We start from the raw sequence: 24,003 nt of genomic DNA, 5'->3' as shown, positions 1-24,003 counted from the left end.
ATTTTTCCGCAAATCGCTTGTCGTTTTTTGAAAATCAGCAAAACTTGTTAAATGTGTGCCTTTTTTTCTATCAAAATTGACAGAACTCTGACATGGATCAAAAAAATACCCCTATTAAGAGAGTGGAAGCGTTGTCTATTCCTGCGACAATAGGAAAGTTCGAAAGATGTCATAACTCCCATCACAGGTTCATGCTTTATCTCGGTATTTTACTGACACGATTTAGCTTAAGTATCGGCGCATGATATGTTAATTAAATGCTAAGCATGTAAACTAATGTGGAGATACTTTTGTCAAAGTTGACAAAAGGTTATAGAAAAGGGTAAAAAGCCCACAACAAATCACTGGCTTAATCCTTTGTTGAGCCGTGAACTGTGTGGTTTTTAATCCTTCCCTTGAATCGATGTGGTGCGCAAGCTGCCGACGCTATAGAGCAGATGCCAAAGTGCCACTTTTGATGAGTAAGCAATGAGTATGTCAACAGCCACTGAAGTCATCGCTCAACACTGGGCGTTCGCCGTTTTTCTTGTCGTCGCAATGGGGCTTTGTTGCCTGATGTTGCTGGGTGCCGCGTTCCTCGGCGGGAGAGCCAGAGCGCGCTACAAAAACACGCCATTTGAGTCAGGTATCGCCTCCGTCGGCACCGCCCGACTGCGTCTTTCCGCTAAGTTCTATCTGGTCGCAATGTTTTTCGTCATTTTTGACGTTGAAGCCCTGTATCTGTACGCATGGTCAACGTCTATCCGCGAAAGCGGCTGGACCGGATTCGTTGAAGCCACCATTTTCATTTTGGTACTGCTGGCCGGTTTGTTCTATCTAGTGCGAATTGGCGCACTAGACTGGACGCCTACACGTTCGAAAGGACCTGTTAAACCAAGCCCGGCAATTAATACCAACAGTCACCCTCAGTAAGCAGTCATAGCGAGGCATTAAGATGGACTATACGCTCACCCGCATAGACCCGGACGGTGAGAACGACCGTTACCCCCTGCAAAACCAGGAGGTCGTCGGCGATCCTCTTCAGGAGCAGGTTAAACGCAGTGTTTTCATGGGAAATCTCCAGGAATCGCTGCATGGCATGGTGAACTGGGGCCGTAAAAACTCCCTCTGGCCATACAACTTCGGCCTTTCCTGCTGCTACGTTGAAATGGTGACGTCATTCACTGCGGTGCATGATGTTGCGCGTTTTGGCGCAGAAGTACTGCGCGCATCGCCCCGCCAGGCTGACTTTATGGTTGTTGCAGGCACTTGCTTCACCAAAATGGCACCCGTTATTCAGCGTTTATATGACCAGATGCTCGAACCTAAATGGGTGATTTCGATGGGTGCCTGTGCGAACTCGGGTGGCATGTACGATATTTACTCTGTGGTGCAGGGCGTAGATAAATTCCTGCCTGTCGATGTGTACATCCCGGGATGTCCTCCGCGTCCTGAGGCTTATATGCAGGCTCTTTTACTGCTGCAGGAGTCTATCGGTAAAGAACGTCGCCCATTGTCATGGGTCGTCGGCGATCAGGGCGTTTACCGCGCGAATATGCAGTCTGAAAAAGAGCGTAAGCGTGCTGAGCGTATTGCAGTGACAAATCTGCGTTCGCCGGACGAGATTTAACACTGCGGTCTGAGAGTCAACCCTGAGGGGGAGGTGTCCCCCTTACGGCATAAATGACCATTTAGTGTGGTGAAAAAAATATGACAGATTTGACGACGCAAGATTCAGCCCTGCCAGCATGGCATACCCGTGAGCATCTCGATGATCCGGTAATCGGCGAATTGCGTAACCGTTTTGGGCCAGAGGCCTTTACTGTTCAGGCAACCCGTACCGGAATTCCCGTGGTATGGTTCAAGCGCGAACAGGTACTGGAAACGATTACCTTTTTACGAAAACAGCCAAAACCTTATGTCATGCTTTTCGATTTGCATGGCTTTGATGAGCGTTTACGTACGCACCGCGACGGTTTACCGGCTGCGGATTTTTCCGTTTTCTACCACCTGATTTCTGTCGAGCGTAACCGCGACATCATGATCAAAGTGGCGCTGTCGGAAAACGATCTCCATGTTCCGACAGTCACCAAAGTGTTCCCGAATGCCAACTGGTACGAGCGCGAAGTCTGGGACATGTTTGGTATTACCTTTGATGGCCACCCGCACCTGACGCGCATCATGATGCCGCAGACCTGGGAAGGCCACCCGCTGCGTAAAGATTATCCGGCGCGCGCCACTGAGTTCGACCCTTATGAGCTGACTAAGCAAAAAGAAGAACTCGAGATGGAATCGCTGACCTTCAAGCCGGAAGACTGGGGCATGAAGCGCGGCACCGACAACGAGGACTTCATGTTCCTCAACCTCGGGCCAAACCACCCGTCTGCGCACGGTGCTTTCCGTATTGTCTTGCAGCTTGATGGCGAAGAAATTGTCGACTGCATCCCGGACGTTGGCTACCACCACCGTGGTGCTGAAAAGATGGGCGAACGTCAGTCCTGGCACAGCTACATCCCTTACACCGACCGTATCGAATATCTTGGCGGCTGTGTTAACGAAATGCCTTACGTTCTGGCGGTTGAAAAACTGGCCGGTATCGTAACGCCTGATCGCGTTAACACCATCCGCGTGATGCTGTCTGAACTGTTCCGTATCAACAGCCACCTGCTGTATATCTCTACGTTTATTCAGGACGTGGGCGCGATGACGCCAGTGTTCTTCGCCTTTACCGATCGTCAGAAAATCTACGATCTGGTGGAAGCGATCACCGGTTTCCGTATGCACCCGGCCTGGTTCCGTATTGGTGGCGTTGCACATGACCTGCCGAAAGGCTGGGATCGTCTGCTGCGTGAGTTCCTTGACTGGATGCCAGCGCGTCTGGATTCCTACGTCAAAGCGGCACTGAAAAACACCATTCTGATTGGCCGTTCCAAAGGTGTGGCAGCGTATAACGCTGACGACGCTCTGGCCTGGGGCACTACCGGTGCTGGCCTGCGCGCAACGGGTATTCCGTTCGACGTGCGTAAATGGCGTCCATACTCTGGCTACGAAAACTTCGATTTTGAAATCCCGACCGGCGATGGCGTCAGTGACTGCTATTCCCGCGTGATGCTGAAAGTGGAAGAGCTTCGTCAGAGCCTGCGCATTCTGGAACAGTGCTACAAAAACATGCCGGAAGGCCCGTTCAAGGCTGATCATCCGCTGACCACGCCGCCACCGAAAGAGCGCACGCTGCAACACATCGAAACCCTGATCACGCACTTCCTGCAAGTGTCGTGGGGGCCGGTCATGCCTGCGCAAGAATCTTTCCAGATGGTTGAAGCTACCAAAGGGATCAACAGCTACTACCTGACCAGTGACGGCAGCACCATGAGCTACCGCACGCGCGTCCGTACGCCGAGCTTCCCGCATTTGCAGCAGATCCCGTCCGTAATCCGTGGCAGCCTGGTATCCGACCTGATCGTGTATCTTGGCAGTATCGATTTTGTAATGTCAGATGTGGACCGCTAACGATGACAGATATCAACAAAGACTCAGAAGTTCAGTACATCAACGTCAGCGAGCCCGTTGCGCCGCCGGTGTTTGTGCTGAGCGATGCTGAACGTGAAGCGATTGAGCACGAAAAATATCACTACGAAGATGCCCGCGCGGCCTCTATCGAAGCGTTGAAAATCGTGCAGAAAGCGCGTGGTTGGGTGCCAGACGGCGCTATCTACGCGATCTCCGATGTTCTGGGCATTCCCGCCAGCGACGTTGAAGGTGTGGCGACATTCTACAGCCAAATCTTCCGCCAGCCGGTTGGCCGCCATGTGATCCGTTACTGTGACAGCGTGGTGTGCCACATCACCGGTTATCAGGGGATCCAGGCTGCTCTTGAACAACAGTTGCACATCAAGCCGGGCGAAACGACCGATGACGGGCGCTTCACCCTGCTGCCGACCTGCTGCCTGGGGAACTGTGACAAAGGCCCATCAATGATGATTGATGAGGACACGCACAGCCACCTGACGCCAGAAGCGATCGGCCAGCTACTGGAGCGCTACGCATGACCTATACACCCCGACATATCGAACGCACGCCGGAGATGCATCCGCTGACCTGGCGCATGCGCGATGACAAACAGCCTGTCTGGATTGACGAATACCGCAGCAAAAACGGTTACGCCGGTGCAGAAAAAGCGCTGAAAGGCATGGCTCAGGAAGAAATCGTCAATCTGGTGAAAGACGCAGGCCTGAAAGGGCGCGGCGGTGCAGGTTTCTCCACGGGTCTTAAGTGGAGCCTGATGCCGAAAGACGAAAGCATGAACATCCGCTATCTGCTGTGTAACGCCGATGAGATGGAACCGGGTACTTACAAAGACCGCATGCTGATGGAGCAAATGCCGCACCTTCTGGTGGAAGGCATGTTGATCTCCGCGTTCGCGCTGAAATCTTACCGTGGCTACATCTTCCTGCGTGGCGAATACATTGAAGCCGCCGTGAACCTGCGTCGCGCGATCGAAGAAGCCACCGCGGCGGGTCTGCTGGGTAAAAACATTCTCGGCACCGGTTTTGATTTCGAACTGATTGTTCACACCGGTGCGGGTCGCTACATCTGTGGTGAAGAAACCGCGCTGATTAACTCGCTGGAAGGCCGCCGCGCCAACCCGCGTTCCAAGCCACCGTTCCCGGCTTCTGCCGGTGCATGGGGTAAACCGACGTGTGTAAACAACGTCGAAACCCTGTGTAACGTGCCTGCAATCCTTGAGCACGGCGTGGACTGGTACAAAGGTATTTCTGCGGGCAAAAGTGAAGATGCCGGTACCAAACTGATGGGCTTCTCTGGCCGGGTGAAAAATCCGGGCGTATGGGAACTGCCATTTGGTACGACTGCACGTGAAATCCTTGAAGAGTATGCCGGTGGCATGCGCGATGGTCTGACTTTCAAAGCCTGGCAGCCGGGCGGGGCAGGGACTGACTTCCTGACCGCTGACCATCTCGACCTGCCGATGGATTTTGCCAGCATTGGTAAAGCCGGAAGCCGTCTGGGTACGGCACTGGCCATGGCGGTAGATAATGAAATCGGCATGGTCCCGCTGGTGCGTAACCTCGAAGAGTTCTTCGCCCGCGAATCCTGTGGCTGGTGTACACCGTGCCGCGACGGTTTGCCGTGGAGTGTGAAAATTCTGCGCGCGCTGGAACGTGGCGAGGGCCAGCCAGGGGATATCGAAACCCTTGAGCAGCTTTGCCGCCAGCTGGGTCCGGGCAAAACCTTCTGCGCACACGCGCCGGGTGCCGTGGAGCCATTGCAGAGTGCGATTAAATATTTCCGGGAAGAGTTCGAGGCGGGTATCGCCAAACAGCATTACAACAATGCGCGGGCGATTGGCGGTATTCAGCCAAACAACCTGCTCAAACAACGCTGGTAGTGAAGGCAACAGACGGCGGACGTGAGCCCGCTGTGCGCGAATTCCCGGAACAAGGGACGCGCTGCCAACAGGACAGACGCCAACCCGGCAAGAATTTTTGATTAACGCCCGCCGTCAGGTGGGCCACGTGGAAGCATGCTGACTATGGCTACGATTCATGTAGACGGCAAAGAATACGATGTAGACGGAGCGGACAACCTGTTACAGGCTTGCCTCTCTCTCGGACTCGATATTCCTTATTTTTGCTGGCATCCGGCGCTGGGAAGCGTCGGCGCTTGCCGCCAATGTGCGGTTAAGCAATACCAAAATGCGGAAGACACGCGCGGTCGTCTGGTGATGTCATGTATGACACCAGCGTCTGATGGCACCTTCATTTCCATCGACGACGGAGAAGCAAAAGAATTCCGTGAAAGCGTCGTGGAATGGCTGATGACCAACCACCCGCACGACTGTCCGGTGTGTGAGGAAGGCGGTAACTGTCACCTTCAGGATATGACGGTGATGACCGGCCACAGTATGCGCCGCTACCGCTTTACCAAACGTACCCATAACAACCAGGATCTCGGTCCGTTCATCTCGCATGAAATGAACCGCTGTATCGCCTGCTACCGTTGTGTCCGTTACTACAAAGATTACGCGGACGGCACCGATCTGGGTGTCTATGGCGCGCACGACAACGTCTACTTCGGTCGCCCGGAAGATGGCCCGCTGGAAAGCGAGTTCTCCGGTAACCTGGTAGAAGTCTGTCCGACAGGCGTGTTCACCGATAAAACGCACTCCGAACGCTACAACCGTAAATGGGACATGCAGTTTGCACCAAGCATCTGCCAGCAATGTTCTGTTGGCTGCAACACCAGCCCGGGCGAGCGTTATGGCGAACTGCGTCGTATCGAAAACCGCTATAACGGTACCGTAAACCACTATTTCCTCTGCGACCGTGGTCGTTTCGGTTATGGCTACGTGAACCTGAAAGATCGCCCGAAGAAACCACTGCAATTGCGTGGCAACGACTGGATCGAGCTGAACGCCGAACAGGCGATGCAGGGCGCGGCGGATATCATCCGTCAGGCGAAGAAAACCATCGGTATCGGTTCTCCGCGAGCCAGCCTGGAAAGCAACTTTGCGCTGCGTGAACTGGTCGGGGCAGAAAACTTCTACACCGGCATCAACGCGGCAGAACAAGGGCGTCTGCAACTGATGCTCAACGTTCTGCGCAACAGCGGCGTTCACACGCCAGCGCTGCGTGAAATCGAAGAATATGATGCGGTTCTGGTGCTGGGCGAAGATTTAACCCAGACCGGCGCACGTATCGCGCTGTCTGTCCGTCAGGCGGTGAAAGGTAAAGCGCGCGCGATGGCTGCGGCACAACGTGTTGCCGACTGGCAAATCGCGGCGGTGCAAAACATTGGTCAGCACGCCAAGCATCCGTTGTTTATCACGAACGTGGACAACACCAAGCTTGATGATATCGCGGCTTACAATTACCGCGCGCCGGTAGATGAACAAGCGCGTTTCGGCTTTGCTATCGCCCATGCGCTGGATAATTCAGCACCGGCGGTCACTGATCTGGCTGAAGGCCTGAACAAGAAAATCGACGTGATCGTGCAGGCGCTTACCGGTGCCCGCAAGCCACTGATCATCACCGGTTCTAACGCCGGTTCTGACGCGATTATCGAAGCGGCAGCCAACATCGCGAAAGCACTGAAAGTGGCGGGCAGCAATGTCGGCATCACCTTCGTGGCTTCTGCGGCCAACAGCATCGGTTTGTCGATGATTGGCGGCGGCACGCTGGATGACGCGCTTGAGCTTCTGACCCGCGGCGACGCTGACAGCGCCATCGTGATGGAGAATGACCTTTACCGTCAGGCTCCGGCAGCGAATGTGGACGCGGCGTTAGCGAAAGTGCAGAACCTGCTGGTCGTTGACCATCAGCGCACCCGCATCATGGATAAAGCCAGCCTGATCCTGCCTGCGGCAAGTTTTGCTGAAAGCGACGGTACGCTGGTGAATCAGGAAGGCCGCGCACAGCGTTTCTTCCAGGTTTATGACCCGGCTTACTACGACACCACCGTTTCCATGCTGGAAAGCTGGCGCTGGATGCACTCGCTGCATTCCACCCTCAACAGCCGTCATGTGGACTGGACTCAGCTTGATCACGTTATCGACGCCTGCGTTGCAGCACTTCCACAGCTGAAAGGCATGGTGGAAGCCGCGCCAAACGCCAGCTTCCGTATTCGTGGTCAGAAACTGGCACGTTCTCCGCACCGCTCAAGTGGCCGTACCGCAATGCGCGCCAACATCAGCGTGCACGAACCGCGTCAGCCGCAAGATAAAGACACCATGTTTGCCTTCTCGATGGAAGGGAACAACAGCCCGACAGCCAACCGCAATCAGGTGCCATTCGCCTGGGCGCCGGGCTGGAACTCACCGCAAGCCTGGAACAAATTCCAGAGCGAAGTGGGCGGCAGTCTGCGCCACGGTGATCCGGGTGTGCGTCTGATTGAAGCAGGGGAGGGTAACCTCGACTACTTCACCGGTATTCCGGCGGCCTTTACTGCACAGAGCGATAACTGGCGTGTTGCGCCTTACTATCACCTGTTCGGCAGTGAAGAAATGACTCAGCGTTCTGCGGTTATTCAGCAGCGTATGCCACAACCTTATGTGATGGTTAACCCGGCCGATGCGGCTCAGTTAGGCGTGAATGCCGGTTCTCAGGTGGAATTCACCTGCGCCGGTCAGCAGCTTAAACTGCCGGTTCGCCTGAGTGAAACCCTCAGTCAGGGTCAGCTTGGCCTGCCACTGGGCTTACCGGGTATTCCACCGGTGCTGGTTGGCGCAACGATTGAAAATCTGCGGGAGGCAGCACAATGAGCTGGTTTACACCTGTTGTGATCGATTCGTTGATCGCTGTCCTGAAAGCCGTTGTGATCCTGCTGGTCGTCGTGACCTGCGGGGCCTTCATGAGTTTCGGCGAGCGTCGCTTGCTGGGCCTGTTCCAGAACCGGTACGGGCCAAACCGTGTCGGCTGGGGCGGTTCCCTGCAACTCGTTGCTGACATGATCAAGATGTTCTTCAAGGAAGACTGGGTTCCTAAATTCACCGACAAAGCCATCTTTACGCTGGCGCCGATGATTGCGTTTACGTCCCTGTTGATCTCCTTTGCGATCGTGCCGGTCAGCCCGACCTGGTTCGCCGCAGACCTGAACATCGGTATCTTGTTCTTCCTGATGATGGCCGGTCTGACTGTCTATGCGGTGTTGTTTGCTGGCTGGTCGAGTAACAACAAATACTCGCTGCTGGGTGCGATGCGTGCATCGGCCCAGACCCTGAGCTACGAAGTGTTCCTCGGCTTGTCGCTGATGGGCGTTGTGGCGCAGGCGGGTTCGTTTAACCTGCAAGACATCGTGAATTCGCAGGCGCATGTCTGGAACATCATTCCGCAGTTCTTTGGCTTTGTGACCTTTGCGATTGCCGGTGTGGCTGTGTGTCACCGTCACCCGTTTGACCAGCCGGAAGCCGAGCAGGAACTGGCCGATGGTTACCACATTGAATATTCCGGTATGAAATTCGGTCTGTTCTTCGTGGGGGAATACATCGGTATCGTGACTGTCTCTGCGCTGATCGTCACCTTGTTCTTCGGTGGCTGGCAGGGTCCGTTCCTGCCGCCGTTTATCTGGTTTGCGCTGAAAACCGCTTTCTTCATGGTGATGTTCATTTTGATCCGTGCTGCTTTGCCGCGTCCCCGCTACGACCAGGTAATGTCATTTGGCTGGAAAGTTTGCCTGCCGCTGACGTTACTTAATCTGCTGGCGACCGCTGCGGTCATCTTGTACAACGCGCAATAAGGGGTGATGAAACCATGACATTGAAAGACATAGTGGTCGGGTTCGGTACCCAGGTTCGCAGCTTGTGGATGATAGGCCTGCACGCCTTCGCCAAGCGCGAAACCCAGATGTATCCTGAAGTTCCGGTCAATCCACCTCCGCGCTATCGTGGCCGTATCGTGCTGACGCGCGACCCGGACGGCGAAGAGCGCTGCGTTGCCTGTAACCTGTGTGCGGTAGCGTGTCCGGTAGGCTGTATTTCTCTGCAAAAAGCAGAGCATAAAGACGGCCGCTGGTACCCGGAATTCTTCCGCATCAACTTCTCACGCTGCATCTTCTGCGGCCTGTGTGAAGAAGCGTGCCCGACAACCGCGATTCAGCTGACGCCGGACTTTGAACTGGGTGAATTCAAACGCCAGGATCTGGTGTATGAAAAAGAAGATTTGTTGATTTCAGGGCCGGGTAAGTATCCGGAATATAACTTCTACCGGATGTCCGGTATGGCCGTTGACGGTAAGCCGAAAGGCGAAGCGGAAAACGAAGCCAAACCGATCAACGTCAAAGGTCTGTTGCCTTAAGGAGCCGCAAGCATGGAATTTGCATTTTATATTGCAGCCCTGGTGGCCGTGTTGGCGACATTGCGTGTTATCACGCACACCAATCCGGTGCATGCATTGCTGTATCTGATCGTCTCTTTGCTGGCGATTGCTGCGGTCTTCTTCTCGCTCGGTGCCTACTTTGCCGGTGCTCTGGAGATCATCGTTTACGCCGGAGCCATCATGGTTCTGTTCGTGTTCGTCGTGATGATGCTGAACCTTGGCAACGTCCAGGAGCAGGAACGCGCGTGGCTGAAACCCGCGACCTGGATCGGGCCTTCAATTTTGTCGGTCATCCTTCTGGTGGTCATGATCATGTCGATTCTCGGATTGCATGAACACGGCATCAAAGGCGACATGATTGACGCGAAAGCCGTCGGTATCGCGCTGTTCGGGCCTTATGTTCTGGCGGTTGAACTGGCGTCCATGTTGCTGCTGGCCGGTCTGGTGGTGGCGTTCCATATTGGTCGTGAACATAAACCGGGCGAAGTTTTTGGTGACGCACCGGTCACGACAGAAATGGCAAAAAGAAAAACGGAGGAGAGAGCATGATCCCTCTACAACATGGCCTGATTCTGGCTGCAATTCTCTTTGTTCTCGGGCTGACCGGCCTGCTGGTTCGCCGTAATCTGCTGTTTATGCTGATCAGTCTGGAAGTGATGATCAACGCGGCAGCGCTGGCGTTTATCGTGGCGGGAAGCTACTGGGGTCAGGCAGACGGGCAGGTGATGTACATTCTGGCCATCAGTCTGGCTGCGGCGGAGGCCAGTATTGGCCTGGCGTTGCTGCTGCAACTGTATCGCCGTCGCCATACCCTGAATATTGATACTGTCAGTGAGATGCGCGGATGAACTTACTCTATTTAACAATTCTGTTCCCGCTGATTGGCTTTATTTTGCTGGCCTTCTCACGCGGTCGCTGGTCTGAAAACACGTCGGCAACGGTGGGCGTAGGCTCCATTGGTCTGGCTGCACTGACCACTATTTATGTGGGCATCAACTTCCTCAGCCAGAAAGCGGCGGGCGTTGAAATCTTCAACCAGACACTGTGGAACTGGATGCAGGTCGGAAACTTCAACATTTCCGCGACGCTGACCCTCGACGGTTTGTCGATGACCATGTTGTCCGTGGTCACCGGTGTCGGTTTCTTCATCCACATGTTCGCGTCCTGGTACATGCGCGGTGAAGAAGGCTACTCACGCTTCTTCGCGTACACCAACCTGTTTATCGCCAGCATGGTGATTCTGGTACTGGCAGACAACCTTTTGCTGATGTACCTCGGTTGGGAAGGCGTGGGCCTGTGCAGTTACCTGCTGATCGGTTTTTACTACTCCAACCCGGCTAACGGCGCAGCGGCGATGAAAGCGTTCATCGTGACCCGCGTCGGTGACGTGTTCCTGGCTTTCGCACTGTTCATCCTTTACCGCGAACTGGGTACGCTGAACTTCCGTGAGCTGATGGTGCTGGCACCGCAGAAACTGGCGGTTGGCGACACGGCAATTACCTGGGCAACCCTGATGTTACTGGGTGGCGCAGTGGGTAAATCGGCACAGCTTCCGTTGCAGACCTGGCTGGCAGACGCCATGGCCGGTCCGACACCGGTTTCCGCGCTGATCCACGCCGCGACCATGGTGACCGCCGGTGTTTACCTGATTGCACGTACTCACGGCCTGTTCCTGATGGCGCCGGAGATTCTGCATCTGGTCGGTATTATTGGTGCGGTAACGCTGGTGCTCGCAGGCTTTGCGGCGCTGGTACAAACCGATATCAAACGCGTTCTTGCTTACTCGACCATGAGCCAGATTGGTTACATGTTCCTGGCGCTGGGCGTTCAGGCGTGGGATGCCGCCATCTTCCATCTGATGACGCACGCATTCTTCAAAGCCTTACTGTTCCTTTCTTCCGGTTCGGTCATTCTGGCCTGCCACCACGAACAGAACATCTTCAAGATGGGGGGATTACGTAAATCCATTCCGCTTGTTTATATCTGCTTCCTGGTCGGCGGCGCGGCACTTTCCGCCTTACCTGTCATCACTGCGGGCTTCTTCAGTAAAGACGAAATCCTCGCGGGTGCGCTGGCTAACGGCCATCTGAACCTGATGGTTGCCGGTCTGGTGGGGGCGTTTATGACCTCGCTGTACACCTTCCGCATGATCTTCATCGTGTTCCACGGCGAAGAGAAAATCAAAGCGCATGCGGGTAAAGGCATCACTCACCACCTGCCGCTGCTGGTGTTACTGGTTCTGTCCACCTTTATTGGCGCGATGATTGTTCCGCCACTGAAAGGTGTTCTGCCAGAAACCACTGAGCTGGCGCATGGCAGCGTGCTGACCCTGGAAATCACCTCTGGCGTGATTGCGATTGCCGGTATCCTGCTGGCGGCTGCCCTGTATCTGGGTAAACGCTCACTGGTTAACAGCATCGCGAAAAGCGCACCGGGCCGTTTCTTCACGACCTGGTGGTTCCATGCCTGGGGCTTCGACTGGCTGTACGACATGATTTTCGTCAAACCGTATCTGCTGGTGGCGAAACTTCTGCAACGTGACCCGCTGAACTCAATGATGAATCTGCCTGCGATCTTTGCCCGTCTGGGTAACCGCGGCCTGACGTTGAGTGAAAATGGTCAGGTGCGTTGGTATGTCGCGTCAATGGGGCTCGGTGCAGTGGTCGTTCTGGCGCTGCTGCTGGTGATTTAAGCCTGCATTACGGGTGTAGTTATCAATGCTGGTCTGTTGGTGTAACGGGCCAGCAAGTGAAATAGCCTTCGGGCATAAAAGAAGGGAACGACACGCCATGCTATTACCTTGGCTAATATTTATCCCCTTTATCGGCGGCCTGCTGTGCTGGCAGACTGAGCGCTTTGGGACCAAAGTACCGCGCTGGATCGCGTTGATTGCGATGGGGCTGACGCTGGCTCTTTCCGTGCAACTGTGGTTGCAGGGAGGATATTCATTAACGACGCCTGCAGGTATTCCACAGTGGCAGTCCGAATTCTCGGTGCCGTGGATCCCGCGTTTTGGTATCAGTTTCCATCTGGCGCTGGACGGTCTGTCCCTGCTGATGGTGGTGCTGACCGGTCTGCTGGGCGTGCTGGCGATCCTCTGTTCGTGGCGTGAAATCCAGAAATATCAGGGTTTCTTCCACCTGAACCTGCTGTGGATCCTCGGCGGCGTTATCGGCGTGTTCCTGGCCATCGACCTTTTCCTGTTCTTCTTCTTCTGGGAAATGATGCTGGTGCCGATGTACTTCCTGATTGCCTTGTGGGGTCACAAAGCGTCAGACGGTAAAACGCGTATCAGCGCAGCCACTAAATTCTTCATCTATACGCAGTCCAGCGGTCTGGTGATGTTGATTGCCATCCTCGGATTAGTGTTCGTGCACTACAACGCCACTGGCGTGTGGACATTCAACTATGCAGACCTGCTGAAAACGCCGATGTCGCATACCGTTGAATATCTGCTGATGCTGGGCTTCTTCATCGCCTTCGCGGTGAAAATGCCGGTTGTGCCATTGCACGGCTGGTTACCGGATGCTCACAGCCAGGCACCAACCGCCGGTTCCGTTGACTTAGCCGGTATCTTGCTGAAAACCGCGGCCTACGGGATGTTACGTTTCTGTCTGCCACTGTTCCCGGAAGCGTCCCATCAGTTTGCACCGATTGCCATGTGGCTGGGTGTGATTGGTATCTTCTACGGTGCGTGGATGGCGTTCTGCCAGACCGACATCAAACGTCTGATTGCTTACACCTCGGTTTCGCACATGGGCTTCGTGCTGATTGCGATTTACACCGGCAGCCAGCTGGCGTACCAGGGCGCAGTGATTCAGATGATTGCACACGGTCTGTCCGCAGCCGGTATGTTCATCATCTGTGGTCAGCTTTACGAACGTCTGCATACCCGCGATATGCGTCAGATGGGCGGATTGTGGGGACGCATTAAATACCTGCCAGCGTTGTCGCTGTTCTTTGCCGTGGCGACCTTAGGGATGCCGGGTACCGGTAACTTTGTGGGTGAATTCATGATCCTGTTTGGCAGCTTCCCGGTTGTGCCGGTGATCACTGTCATCTCGACCTTCGGCCTGGTGTTCGCTTCGGTGTACTCCCTGGTGATGATGCAGCGCGCTTATTACGGCAAAGCAAAATCCGACGAGCCGCTGCAAGGCATGACCTCACGTGAACTGTCGATCATCCTGTTGCTGGTGGTATTGCTGGTGGCGCTGGGCGTGTTCCCGCAGCCAATTCTGGATACCTCGGGTGCAGCGATGAGCAACATTCAGCACTGGTTCGGGTCTTCAGTTTCCACTATTTCAACGACAAGGCCGTAATTCGCCATGACATTTACACTTCAAAATCTGATCGCACTATTACCGCTGATGATCGTCGGATTGACGGTGGTGGTGGTGATGCTGTCCATTGCGTGGCGACGCGACCATTTTCTCAATGCCACACTGACAGTCATCGGGCTGAACGTTGCCTTACTTTCCCTTTACTACGTCGGGCAGGTCGGGCCGCAGGATGTCACACCGCTGCTGCGTGTTGACGGTTATTCGATGTTCTACATCGGGCTGGTGTTGCTGGCGAGTCTGGCAACCAGTACGTTTGCTTATCCGTGGCTGGCCGGTTATCCGGACAACCGTGAAGAGTTCTACCTGTTAGTTCTCATCGCGGCCATGGGCGGTATTCTGCTGGCCTGTTCTAACCATCTGGCGTCAATGTTCCTGGGGATCGAACTGATTTCCCTGCCATTGTTTGGCCTGGTCGGTTACGCCTATCGTCAGAAACGTTCGCTCGAAGCCGCTATCAAATACATGCTGCTGTCTGCCGCTGCGTCGTCATTCCTGCTGTTCGGTATGGCGTTGCTGTACGCACAATCGGGTGATTTGTCCTTCGCGTCATTGGGCAAAAACCTGGGCGACGGACAGATGCTGCATCAGCCGCTGCTGATGGCCGGTCTGGGCATGATGATTGTCGGTCTGGGCTTCAAACTGTCACTGGTTCCGTTCCACCTGTGGACGCCGGACGTGTATCAGGGTGCTCCGGCGCCGGTATCGACTTTCCTGGCGACCGCCAGCAAGATTGCTATCTTTGCCGTGGTTATGCGTTTGTTCCTTTACGCACCGGTGGCTGACAGCGAATCCATCCGCATCGTTCTGGGCATTATCGCCTTCTGTTCGATTCTGGTCGGTAACCTGATGGCGATAAGCCAGAGCAACATCAAGCGTCTGCTGGGTTACTCGTCAATCGCTCACCTGGGTTATCTGCTGGTGGCGCTGATTGCCGTGCAAACGCATCAGTTGTCGATGGAAACCGTCGGTGTGTATCTGGCCGGTTACCTGTTTAGCAGCCTTGGTGCGTTTGGTGTGGTCAGTCTGATGTCCAGCCCGTACAAAGGCCCGGATGCAGAATCGCTGTTCTCCTACCGTGGGCTGTTCTGGCACAAACCGATTCTGTCTGCGGTGATGACCGTGATGATGCTGTCACTGGCCGGTATCCCGATGACCCTCGGTTTCATTGGTAAGTTCTACGTGATTGCGACTGGTGTGACCGCGCATCTGTGGTGGCTGACCGGCGCTGTGGTAGTCGGTTCTGCGATTGGTCTTTACTACTACCTGCGCGTTACAGTCAGCCTGTATCTCAGCGCGCCGGAAACGCTGGTCCGTGACACCCCGAACAACTGGGCGTTAACGGCAGGCGGCGTGGTGGTTCTGATTTCCGCGATTCTGGTGCTGCTGCTGGGTATCTTCCCGCAACCGTTGATCTCGCTGGTGCAGATGGCTCAACCGCTGCTCTGACAGCCCGTGCGATAAACGACGAAGCCGCTCACATGAGCGGCTTTTTTAATCAATAATCCTGCAATATGTGATGCTGATCACGTTTATATGTACGTTCCACTAATTATTACATCAATTTTGTGATCTCTCCCATTCCATTCTTCCCGTCAATGCGTAAACTGCGCGCTTGTTCAAATTTGTGCAGGTTTTAAACATGAATGTTTTAGTGATGATCGCGATCACCACCGGGATCCTCTCCGGTCTCTGGGGCTGGGTGGCTGTCAGTCTGGGTCTGATCGGCTGGGCAGGTTTCCTGGGCTGCACCGCATATTTCGCCTGCCCGCAGGGTGGGTTGCGCGGACTCGTGATCAGCACGCTGACCTGCATGAGCGGCGTCTTCTGGGCGGTTGTCATTATCGCGGGCAGCGCGATGCGTCCGGAACTGAGTATTCTCGGTTATCTGCTGACCGGCGTTGTTGCCTTCCTGATGTGTATTCAGGCCTGGCAACAGTGGCTGGCGTTTGTTCCCGGCACTTTTATCGGCGCGTGTGCGACGTTTGCTGCACAGGGTGACTGGCGGCAGGTGGTGTTATCGCTGCTGGTGGGGCTGGTGTTTGGCTATGCAATGAAAAACAGCGGATTATGGCTGGCGAAACAGCGCGAAAAACCGCATGCGCAGCCGGAAACCACTGCCGTTTTTGCGAAAGCAAAAGGGTCAGAAGGTTCTTAAATCCCCCGAATTTACGGCAGTTTATGCGGATCTGGCGGGCATTTAATCCCGTTATGCGCTAGGGTTATAGGCAGTGTGAACTTCCACATCATAAGGAGATAATCATGGCTGACCAATTTGAGACACAGCAAAATTCGTTGGATGACGATTTGCGTATGCTGACTGAAACACTGGAAGAAGTGCTGAAATCCTCCGGTGATAAAGCCGATGAAAAGTACGTTCAGATTAAAGCGCGTGCTGAAAATGCACTGAAAGATATAAAATCGCGTATTGATCCCGCCGCCCGTTCCTATTGTAAAAAAGCCCGTCACGTCGCTGAGCAGACGGACAGTTATGTGCGCGAAAACCCGTGGCATGGCGTCGGCGTGGGGGCTGCCGTTGGTTTAGTGGTCGGTTTGCTGCTGCGTCGCTAGATTTGTTTTTCAGGAGCAGCTGTCTGCTGCTCCTGTGTCCGCGTTTGATAACTCCTTTCACTCCCCCTATACTCCTTCTTAGCTATCGGCACTCACTTCAGCTTGATCTGTCGCATATTTTCATTTTTCGTATCGCCGCATAATTCATCCGTAATTGATCCAACCCGTTTTTTGATCCAGAAGGGTATTTACTACCCGTCACTAAACATCCGGTATGGCCCGAGGTAGCGGTGAAACAAATATCAGCAATCATTGAGCAGCTTGATACAGCGCTGACAGGCGAATGGCCTGATGCAGCGGGGATCCGACAGTTCAGTTATTCCCTGCAAAAACAGCCTGACACCGGCCTGCTTGAATGGCTGTCATCGCAGCCCTGCTACCCGAAATTCTACTGGCAACAACGTGAGGGTAATGAGGAAGCGGCTGTTTGTGGCGATGCCTATGCGTTTGGCAATATCCGGCTGGCGCAGGCTTTTATCCGCCAGCATCACGACGTTCCCGATCTGCATGTCTGGGGGCTGAACGCTTTCAACGGCGCTGATGGGTCAGCATTGGCCGCCAACGCACTCTTTCTTCCCCGTATAGAACTCTGCCGCCAGGGCACGACGTACTTTCTGCGCTGCACTGTTTTCAGCACCACATCGTTGCGTGATGAAATGCGTCGTACACGTTTATTCCTGCGCTCACTGGTGGTCAGCCATGCTTTGCCGCCGATAACATCCCGCGTTTTACAGCATCAACATCTACCGGCTGAACCCCAGTGGAATCAGATGATTGCGCGTGCGCTGGCGGGAATTGAACAACAACAATTCGAGAAGGTCGTGCTGGCGCGCAAGACGACCTTAACGCTCAGCCAGCCGCTGAATGCCTGTGCTTTTCTGGCCGCCAGCCGCGAGGTCAATCATCACTGCTATCACTTTATGCTGGCATTCACGCCGCAGCAGGCTTTTCTCGGCTCCAGCCCTGAACGGCTGTTCCTGCGCGATCATTTTGAGCTTTATACCGAAGCGTTAGCGGGCACCGTTGCCAGCCATCCTGATAATCATGAAGCACAGGCACTGGGGGAATGGCTGCTGAATGATGGCAAAAATCAGCGCGAAAATTTGCTGGTCGTTGATGATATCTGCCAGCGCTTACAGGGCGGAGCGCATTCGCTGGATGTGATGCCCGCTGAGATTTTGCGTTTGCGCAAAGTGCAGCATCTGCGCCGCAGTATTCATGGTGAGCTGACCGAATCAGACGATGCCGGATGCCTGCAGCGCCTGCAACCGACGGCGGCGGTGGCCGGGCTACCGCGTCAGGCTGCGCGTGAGTTTATCGCAGAATTTGAACCGTTTGACCGCCAGTGGTATGCCGGTTCTGCGGGTTATCTCAGCACTGAACAAAGCGAATTTACCGTGGCATTGCGTTCTGCGGCTGTAAAGGGGAATCAACTGGAACTTTACGCTGGTGCGGGGATCGTCGCCGGCTCTGATGCTGCACAGGAATGGCAGGAAATCGAAAACAAGGCCGCAGGGTTGCGGACGTTGTTGGAAGAGCACTATACACCTGCCGTCCAGGCCGGATAATCCTTTGCCGGAGTTCATCATGTCTGTTGCCGTCTTTAACCGCCGTTGGGCTACGCTGGTTCTTGAAGCATTAACCCGTCATCAGGTGCAACACGTTTGCATCGCTCCCGGTTCCCGTTCCACACCGTTGACGCTTGCGGCGGCAGCGCATCCGCACCTTATTTGTCATACCCATTTTGATGAACGTGGTCTTGGCCATCTGGCGCTCGGTCTGGCGAAAGCCAGCGGGCAGCGGGTTGCCGTCATTGTGACTTCCGGTACGGCGGTTGCGAATCTTTATCCGGCGCTGATAGAGGCAGGGCTGACCGGCGAGAAACTGGTGCTGCTCACCGCCGATCGCCCGCCAGAGCTTATCGGTTGCGGCGCGAATCAGGCTATCCGCCAGACGGGGATGTTTTCCAACCATCCCGTTGAAACGCTGGATTTACCCCGTCCGACGCCGGAAATCAGCGCCCGCTGGCTGGTGTCGGCGCTCGATAACGCGCTCGCGCAGCAAACGCACGGCGCGGTACATGTCAATTGTCCGTTTGCTGAGCCGCTTTATGGCGAAGATAACGGCGAACATCAGGACTGGCTGCAAACGCTGGGCGACTGGTGGCAGGGAAATCAGCCGTGGCTGTCTTATTCGCCTGTGCAGCATCCGGCTGCGCAGTCTGACTGGTTTTCATGGCGGCAAAAACGCGGTGTGATTATCGCCGGACGAATTTCTGCGCATGAAAGCGAATTGCTGGCGCATTGGGCAGAACAGCTCGGCTGGCCGTTGATCAGTGACGTTCAGGCTTCGACTGGCAACCCGCTTCCCTGTGCGGATCTGTGGCTGGCATCGCCGAAGGCACAGGCCGTGCTGGCGCGCACTCAACTGGTGATTCAGTTTGGCGGCGGTCTGACCGGCAAGCGCTTATTGCAGTGGCAGGCGGCTTGCGGGCCGGAGGATTACTGGCTGATAGATTCGCTGCCTGGCCGTCTGGATCCGGCGCAGCATCGGGGGCGCCGGATCCAGGCTGATGTGGCCGGTTGGTTGCAAGTGCATCCCGCGCAGCCTCAGCCAGACTGGGCTGAAGAGCTCGAACAGTGTTCCCAACGCGCGTTAAACGCAGTGGAAAACCGCCTTGAAGGCACCTCCGGCGAAGCCGCCGCGGCGTGGCTGCTGCCGGCATTATTACCGGAGCACGGTCAGCTTTTCCTCGGCAACAGCCTGATAGTCCGTCTTGTGGACGCTTTCGCGCAGTTGCCTGCCGGTTATCCGGTTTTCGCCAACCGCGGCGCCAGTGGAATCGACGGGCTGCTCTCGACCGCGGCGGGTGTGCAGCGCGCGACCTGCAAGCCCACGCTGGTGCTTCTCGGCGATATCTCAGCACTTTACGATTTAAACGCATTGGCGCTGATGCGCCAGTGTTCTGCCCCCACGGTCATCATCGTGGTGAACAACAACGGCGGGCAGATTTTCTCTCTGCTGCCGACGCCGCAGGCCGAGCGTCAGCGTTTTTACTGCATGCCGCAAAATGTTGAGTTCAGCCACGCCGCAGCGATGTTTGGCCTGGACTATGCCTGCCCGGACTCCATGAGTGCTTTGCGCGAAGCCGTCAGACAATGCTGGCAGCACGGCGGCGTAAAACTTATCGAGCTGAAAGTCAGTGAAACGGAAGGCGCAGAGTGCCTGCGTGATTTAGTTAAAGAGGTCGGTGCATCATGACGCTGGCCTGCACGCGGCTCAACAGCGAGGTCAAAGGGCGTCCGTGGCTGGTCTTTCTCCACGGTTTGCTGGGTAGCGCAACGGACTGGGAGCCGCTGTTCCCTTCACTCAATGGCTGGCCTTGCCTTTTTGTCGATTTACCGGGTCACGGCGGTTCTGCCGCAGTGACGGCGGCCGGGTTTGCTGATGTCAGCCAACTGCTGACGAATACGTTACACCAACAGGGCATAACGGCGTACTGGCTGGTGGGTTATTCGCTGGGGGGGCGTATCAGCCTTTACCATGCCTGTCAGGGAGATCGCTCGGGTTTACAAGGCGTGCTGGTTGAAGGCGCACATCCTGGGCTGACCTGTCAGGCGGATCGCGCGCAGCGCCGTCATCACGACCAGCAATGGGCGACACGTTTTTTGCAATTACCCTGGAAGCATGCCCTCGACAGCTGGTATCGCCAGCCGGTCTTTGCCAGCCTGACGGATGCGAAGCGTCAGCAACTGATCCTGCTGCGTGAAAATAATAATCCGCATACCGTGGCTGCGATGCTGGCTTCCACATCGTTATCCGTACAGCCGGATCTAAGCGAAGAACTGCATCAGCTTCATCTGCCGCTGGCCTGGTTATGCGGCAGCCACGACACTAAATTTACTCATCTTGCGCAGCATTCTGGTTTCGAACTGCGCACTATCGCCAATGCCGGGCATAACGCCCATCGTGACAATCCCGGTGAATTCGCCCGTCAGGCGCTGGCATTTATTATTTCACCTGTCTTAAAGGAAGTTGAACATGATTTATCCTGATGAAAAAGAGCTCTACGCCCCTGTTGAATGGCGTGATTGCACCGGTGAGTTTGAAGATATTCGTTATCACAAATCCATTGATGGCATTGCTAAAATTACGATTAACCGCCCGCAGGTGCGCAACGCATTCCGTCCCCTGACCGTCAAAGAGATGATCCGCGCACTGGATGATGCCCGTAATGACGAAGGCATTGGCGTGATTGTGCTTACGGGCGAAGGTGAAAAAGCGTTCTGTTCAGGGGGCGATCAAAAAGTTCGCGGGGACTACGGCGGTTATCAGGATGACAGCGGTGTGCATCATCTGAACGTGCTGGACTTTCAGCGGCAGATTCGTACTTGTCCGAAACCGGTAGTGGCGATGGTTGCTGGCTATTCTATTGGCGGTGGTCACGTTCTTCATATGATGTGCGACCTGACGATTGCCGCAGATAACGCTATCTTCGGCCAGACTGGCCCTAAAGTGGGATCGTTTGACGGCGGCTGGGGCGCATCTTACATGGCCCGCATTGTCGGCCAGAAAAAAGCCCGCGAAATCTGGTTCCTGTGCCGTCAGTACGATGCTAAGGCTGCGCTGGAGATGGGGCTGGTGAATACCGTGGTTCCTCTGGCCGATCTGGAAAAAGAAACCGTACGCTGGTGTCGTGAAATGCTGGAAAACAGCCCGATGGCGCTGCGTTGCCTGAAAGCCGCGCTGAACGCCGATTGCGACGGTCAGGCCGGGCTGCAGGAACTGGCGGGTAACGCCACCATGCTGTTCTATATGACCGATGAAGGTCAGGAAGGCCGCAACGCGTTTAATGAAAAACGCCAGCCGGACTTCAGCAAATTTAAGCGTAATCCATAATGCGCCGCGCCATGGTGTACCGGTATAGCGTGCCGATGGAGGCAGGCGTGGTGCTGCGTAACCAGCGTCTGAAAACCCGCGACGGGCTTTTGGTTTCATTGTGGCAGGACGATAAAACAGGGTGGGGCGAAATCGCGCCGCTGCCCGGTTTTAGCCTCGAAACGCTGACTCAGGCACAGGACGCCGTCCGGCATGGCCTGAGTCAGTGGATACAGGGCGCATCACTGAAAGCCGTAGCCTCAGCGTTTAGCACGTTACCTTCTGTCGCGTTTGGGCTGAGCTGTGCCGATGCGGAATTGCGCGACGAGCTGCCTCCGGTGTTGAGCACCCGTTGCGCGCCGTTATGTCATGGCGATCCGAACGAGCTGTATGCTCGCCTTGGTGCATTGCCCGCTGATTTATATGGCAAAAAAGTTGCAAAGGTAAAAGTTGGGCTATACGAAGCGGTAGGGGACGGGCTCAATGTCAGCATGTTGCTGGAAGCACTACCCGATCTGCATCTGCGTCTTGACGCCAACCGTAGCTGGACCCCCGTTAAAGCGGAAGGGTTCGCACGGCATGTCGCACCGGAACTTCGTTCGCGTATCGCCTTTATTGAAGAACCTTGCCTTACCCGTGAACAATCCCGCGATTTTACCCGCTTAACCGGCATCGCAATTGCCTGGGATGAAAGTGTGCGTGAAGCCGGTTTTACCGTCGAAGCCGAACCGGGGCTGGCGGCAATTATTATTAAACCAACGCTGACCGGTAGCCTGATGCGTTGTCGCCAGCTGATTGCTAAAGCACACGCGGCAGGGCTGGAGGCAATTATCAGCTCCTCCATTGAGTCCAGCCTCGGGCTGACGCAACTGGCGAGGATCGCGCAGTGGCTGACGCCGGATGCGATTCCCGGACTTGATACACTGGATTTAATGCAGACACAGCTGGTCCGTCGTTGGCCGGATTCTGTATTACCCCTGACTGAAGCCTCTGAGCTGGAGATTTTGTGGCAGAGCAAATAATCAAAGACTGGCCGTGGCGCGACCGGGCGAACCGTTCGCCCTTTGCCGTCGCGCTGCAGGCCGGTGATATCACCTGGTGCTGGCGAGATTTACAACATCGTATCGATTCGCTGGCCGCCGGATTTATCCAACAGGGTGTAGGTGAAGGCCGTGGTGTGGTGTTACGCAGTAAAAACAATCTCGATGCATTACTCAGTTATTTAGCCATATTGCAAACCGGTGCGCGAATATTGCCGCTGAATCCGCAATTGCCCCAAAGCCTGTGCGCAGAACTGCTGCCCCAGATGAATATTGATTTTATTCTCGATTTTACCGGCCAGCCGCTCTGCCTGAATATCCCTGAGCTTGCGCTGCAAAATGCGTATTCTGCCAGCGCCGCCGGGTGGCAGCCACAGCGTATCGCGACGCTGACGCTGACTTCAGGCTCAAGTGGTTTACCTAAAGCAGCAGCGCACAGCATTGAGGCTCATCTTGCCAGTGCGCGCGGCGTACTCGGGCTGATTCCGTTTGCACAAAACGACAGCTGGTTGCTCTCGTTGCCGCTGTTTCATGTTTCGGGGCAGGGGATTATCTGGCGCTGGCTGACGGCGGGAGCCACACTGGTACTGGCTGCTGAGCAAACGTTTGAAACTGCGTTGGCGCAGAGCAGCCATGCGTCGCTGGTACCCACTCAGCTCTGGCGTTTGCTTAAACAGCCTCATTTGCCTGAAAAGCTGAAAGACGTCTTGCTCGGTGGCGCACAAATCCCACGGGAATTAACCGAACAAGCTGAGCTTGCGGGTATTCGTTGCTGGTGTGGCTACGGCATGACGGAAGCAGCTTCAACGGTGACCGCTAAAAGAGCAGACGGTTCTGCTGGTGTCGGGCAGGCACTGGCAGGACGTGAGGTTCGTCTGAGCGACGGTGAAATCTTGATCCGTGCGCAAAGCCTGGCGGCGGGTTACTGGAAAGACGGTCACATAATGCCGCTGACCGGGAGTGATGGCTGGTTACACACCCGTGACCGGGGCGAATGGCTGGGCGATGAACTGCGTATTATTGGCCGGCTGGATAATTTATTTTTCAGCGGTGGTGAAGGTATTCAGCCGGAAGATATTGAGAAAGTGCTGGTCAGCCATCCGAAGGTTTCTCAGGCTTTTGTTGTGCCGGTGGCCGATGAGCAGTTCGGTCATCGGCCGGTGGCCGTGCTCGACGCGCAGGCTGATTTGCACTATGAAGAGCTTCATCTCTGGCTGGGCCATCAGATCCCACATTTTCAGTTACCTGTGGCATATCACGCGCTGCCAGCGGTGCTGATGCAGGGAGGCATCAAAGTTTCCCGCCTCCGTCTCCGCCAGTGGGTAGAAACGCTGAGCGCATGAATACCGGAATAAAAAAGAGGGCCGC

General features: G+C 55.3%; 21 protein-coding genes. All 21 read left to right on the top strand.

Annotation, left to right across the window (positions count from 1 at the left end; genetic code table 11):
* Window positions 1-468: 468 nt before the first annotated feature.
* The 21 genes from CWS43_RS06515 (at window position 469) to menE (ending at window position 23,978) form a co-directional block, all read left to right on the top strand.
* Window positions 469-912 carry an NADH-quinone oxidoreductase subunit A gene (locus tag CWS43_RS06515; protein ID WP_101076106.1) on the top strand — a complete coding sequence of 148 codons (444 nt, stop codon included), beginning with the start codon at window positions 469-471 and terminating at the stop codon, window positions 910-912.
* A gap of 22 nt (window positions 913-934) precedes the next feature.
* The gene (locus CWS43_RS06510; protein ID WP_101076105.1) at window positions 935-1,609 is read left to right on the top strand and encodes an NADH-quinone oxidoreductase subunit B family protein; all 675 of its coding nucleotides are present in this window, start codon (window positions 935-937) and stop codon (window positions 1,607-1,609) included.
* Between the two features lie 80 nt (window positions 1,610-1,689).
* Complete coding sequence (gene nuoC, locus CWS43_RS06505) at window positions 1,690-3,489, top strand: NADH-quinone oxidoreductase subunit C/D (protein WP_101076104.1); 1,800 nt, start codon at window positions 1,690-1,692, stop codon at window positions 3,487-3,489.
* 2 nt (window positions 3,490-3,491) lie between these two features.
* Window positions 3,492-4,028 (top strand): NADH-quinone oxidoreductase subunit NuoE, encoded by a 537-nt coding sequence (nuoE, locus tag CWS43_RS06500; RefSeq protein ID WP_232776711.1) that lies wholly within the window; start codon window positions 3,492-3,494, stop codon window positions 4,026-4,028.
* Complete coding sequence (gene nuoF / locus CWS43_RS06495; protein ID WP_101076103.1) at window positions 4,025-5,386, top strand: NADH-quinone oxidoreductase subunit NuoF; 1,362 nt, start codon at window positions 4,025-4,027, stop codon at window positions 5,384-5,386. The genes nuoE and nuoF overlap by 4 nt, the downstream gene beginning before the upstream one ends.
* Window positions 5,387-5,530: 144 nt before the next feature.
* A complete protein-coding gene (gene nuoG / locus CWS43_RS06490) occupies window positions 5,531-8,257 on the top strand; it encodes an NADH-quinone oxidoreductase subunit NuoG (protein WP_101076462.1) in 2,727 nt (908 codons plus the stop codon).
* A complete protein-coding gene (gene nuoH / locus CWS43_RS06485; RefSeq protein ID WP_101076102.1) occupies window positions 8,254-9,231 on the top strand; it encodes an NADH-quinone oxidoreductase subunit NuoH in 978 nt (325 codons plus the stop codon). Before nuoG ends, nuoH begins: the two co-directional genes overlap by 4 nt.
* Window positions 9,232-9,245: 14 nt before the next feature.
* Window positions 9,246-9,788 (top strand): NADH-quinone oxidoreductase subunit NuoI, encoded by a 543-nt coding sequence (nuoI, locus tag CWS43_RS06480; RefSeq protein ID WP_101076101.1) that lies wholly within the window; start codon window positions 9,246-9,248, stop codon window positions 9,786-9,788.
* A gap of 12 nt (window positions 9,789-9,800) precedes the next feature.
* A complete protein-coding gene (gene nuoJ, locus CWS43_RS06475) occupies window positions 9,801-10,358 on the top strand; it encodes an NADH-quinone oxidoreductase subunit J (RefSeq protein ID WP_101076100.1) in 558 nt (185 codons plus the stop codon).
* Window positions 10,355-10,657: an NADH-quinone oxidoreductase subunit NuoK gene (gene nuoK / locus CWS43_RS06470; RefSeq protein WP_004936014.1), complete on the top strand. Its 303-nt coding sequence runs from the start codon at window positions 10,355-10,357 to the stop codon at window positions 10,655-10,657. Before nuoJ ends, nuoK begins: the two co-directional genes overlap by 4 nt.
* Window positions 10,654-12,501 carry an NADH-quinone oxidoreductase subunit L gene (gene nuoL, locus CWS43_RS06465; protein ID WP_101076099.1) on the top strand — a complete coding sequence of 616 codons (1,848 nt, stop codon included), beginning with the start codon at window positions 10,654-10,656 and terminating at the stop codon, window positions 12,499-12,501. The genes nuoK and nuoL overlap by 4 nt, the downstream gene beginning before the upstream one ends.
* Before the next feature lie 97 nt (window positions 12,502-12,598).
* Entirely contained in the window at window positions 12,599-14,128 is a 1,530-nt protein-coding gene (gene nuoM, locus CWS43_RS06460) for an NADH-quinone oxidoreductase subunit M (protein WP_101076098.1), read from the top strand.
* Window positions 14,129-14,134: 6 nt separating this feature from the next.
* Window positions 14,135-15,595 (top strand): NADH-quinone oxidoreductase subunit NuoN, encoded by a 1,461-nt coding sequence (gene nuoN, locus CWS43_RS06455; RefSeq protein WP_101076097.1) that lies wholly within the window; start codon window positions 14,135-14,137, stop codon window positions 15,593-15,595.
* A gap of 193 nt (window positions 15,596-15,788) precedes the next feature.
* A complete protein-coding gene (locus tag CWS43_RS06450) occupies window positions 15,789-16,304 on the top strand; it encodes a DUF1097 domain-containing protein (RefSeq protein ID WP_101076096.1) in 516 nt (171 codons plus the stop codon).
* A 104-nt stretch (window positions 16,305-16,408) separates the two neighbouring features.
* Complete coding sequence (locus tag CWS43_RS06445) at window positions 16,409-16,717, top strand: DUF883 family protein (protein ID WP_101076095.1); 309 nt, start codon at window positions 16,409-16,411, stop codon at window positions 16,715-16,717.
* A 230-nt stretch (window positions 16,718-16,947) separates the two neighbouring features.
* Complete coding sequence (gene menF, locus CWS43_RS06440) at window positions 16,948-18,285, top strand: isochorismate synthase MenF (RefSeq protein ID WP_101076094.1); 1,338 nt, start codon at window positions 16,948-16,950, stop codon at window positions 18,283-18,285.
* Window positions 18,286-18,304: 19 nt separating this feature from the next.
* The gene (gene menD / locus CWS43_RS06435) at window positions 18,305-19,978 is read left to right on the top strand and encodes a 2-succinyl-5-enolpyruvyl-6-hydroxy-3-cyclohexene-1-carboxylic-acid synthase (protein ID WP_101076093.1); all 1,674 of its coding nucleotides are present in this window, start codon (window positions 18,305-18,307) and stop codon (window positions 19,976-19,978) included.
* Window positions 19,975-20,772 carry a 2-succinyl-6-hydroxy-2,4-cyclohexadiene-1-carboxylate synthase gene (menH, locus tag CWS43_RS06430; protein ID WP_101076092.1) on the top strand — a complete coding sequence of 266 codons (798 nt, stop codon included), beginning with the start codon at window positions 19,975-19,977 and terminating at the stop codon, window positions 20,770-20,772. The genes menD and menH overlap by 4 nt, the downstream gene beginning before the upstream one ends.
* Window positions 20,759-21,616, top strand: coding sequence for a 1,4-dihydroxy-2-naphthoyl-CoA synthase (gene menB, locus CWS43_RS06425; protein WP_101076091.1), 858 nt, complete (start codon window positions 20,759-20,761; stop codon window positions 21,614-21,616). Before menH ends, menB begins: the two co-directional genes overlap by 14 nt.
* Entirely contained in the window at window positions 21,616-22,617 is a 1,002-nt protein-coding gene (gene menC, locus CWS43_RS06420; RefSeq protein WP_101076090.1) for an o-succinylbenzoate synthase, read from the top strand. The genes menB and menC overlap by 1 nt, the downstream gene beginning before the upstream one ends.
* Window positions 22,602-23,978: an o-succinylbenzoate--CoA ligase gene (gene menE / locus CWS43_RS06415; protein WP_101076089.1), complete on the top strand. Its 1,377-nt coding sequence runs from the start codon at window positions 22,602-22,604 to the stop codon at window positions 23,976-23,978. Before menC ends, menE begins: the two co-directional genes overlap by 16 nt.
* Window positions 23,979-24,003: the final 25 nt, after the last annotated feature.

Origin of the sequence: Rahnella sp. AA (assembly GCF_002834385.1) — a bacterium.
Lineage (GTDB): Bacteria > Pseudomonadota > Gammaproteobacteria > Enterobacterales > Enterobacteriaceae > Rahnella.
Note: the sequence above shows the minus strand (reverse complement) of the source record. Positions and strands in the feature narration are given on the sequence as shown.

Bases quoted from the DNA above. Each gene is read 5' to 3' on its own strand.
- nuoL (WP_101076099.1), top strand. From the start codon at position 10,654: ATGAACTTACTCTATTTAACAATTCTGTTCCCGCTGATTGGCTTTATT.
- menC (WP_101076090.1), top strand. From the start codon at position 21,616: ATGCGCCGCGCCATGGTGTACCGGTATAGCGTGCCGATGGAGGCAGGC.
- nuoK (WP_004936014.1), top strand. From the start codon at position 10,355: ATGATCCCTCTACAACATGGCCTGATTCTGGCTGCAATTCTCTTTGTT.
- nuoF (WP_101076103.1), top strand. From the start codon at position 4,025: ATGACCTATACACCCCGACATATCGAACGCACGCCGGAGATGCATCCG.
- nuoM (WP_101076098.1), top strand. From the start codon at position 12,599: ATGCTATTACCTTGGCTAATATTTATCCCCTTTATCGGCGGCCTGCTG.
- nuoC (WP_101076104.1), top strand. From the start codon at position 1,690: ATGACAGATTTGACGACGCAAGATTCAGCCCTGCCAGCATGGCATACC.
- menD (WP_101076093.1), top strand. From the start codon at position 18,305: ATGTCTGTTGCCGTCTTTAACCGCCGTTGGGCTACGCTGGTTCTTGAA.
- nuoH (WP_101076102.1), top strand. From the start codon at position 8,254: ATGAGCTGGTTTACACCTGTTGTGATCGATTCGTTGATCGCTGTCCTG.
- nuoG (WP_101076462.1), top strand. From the start codon at position 5,531: ATGGCTACGATTCATGTAGACGGCAAAGAATACGATGTAGACGGAGCG.
- CWS43_RS06450 (WP_101076096.1), top strand. From the start codon at position 15,789: ATGAATGTTTTAGTGATGATCGCGATCACCACCGGGATCCTCTCCGGT.
- nuoN (WP_101076097.1), top strand. From the start codon at position 14,135: ATGACATTTACACTTCAAAATCTGATCGCACTATTACCGCTGATGATC.
- CWS43_RS06515 (WP_101076106.1), top strand. From the start codon at position 469: ATGAGTATGTCAACAGCCACTGAAGTCATCGCTCAACACTGGGCGTTC.
- nuoI (WP_101076101.1), top strand. From the start codon at position 9,246: ATGACATTGAAAGACATAGTGGTCGGGTTCGGTACCCAGGTTCGCAGC.
- CWS43_RS06510 (WP_101076105.1), top strand. From the start codon at position 935: ATGGACTATACGCTCACCCGCATAGACCCGGACGGTGAGAACGACCGT.
- menH (WP_101076092.1), top strand. From the start codon at position 19,975: ATGACGCTGGCCTGCACGCGGCTCAACAGCGAGGTCAAAGGGCGTCCG.
- menB (WP_101076091.1), top strand. From the start codon at position 20,759: ATGATTTATCCTGATGAAAAAGAGCTCTACGCCCCTGTTGAATGGCGT.
- CWS43_RS06445 (WP_101076095.1), top strand. From the start codon at position 16,409: ATGGCTGACCAATTTGAGACACAGCAAAATTCGTTGGATGACGATTTG.
- nuoJ (WP_101076100.1), top strand. From the start codon at position 9,801: ATGGAATTTGCATTTTATATTGCAGCCCTGGTGGCCGTGTTGGCGACA.
- nuoE (WP_232776711.1), top strand. From the start codon at position 3,492: ATGACAGATATCAACAAAGACTCAGAAGTTCAGTACATCAACGTCAGC.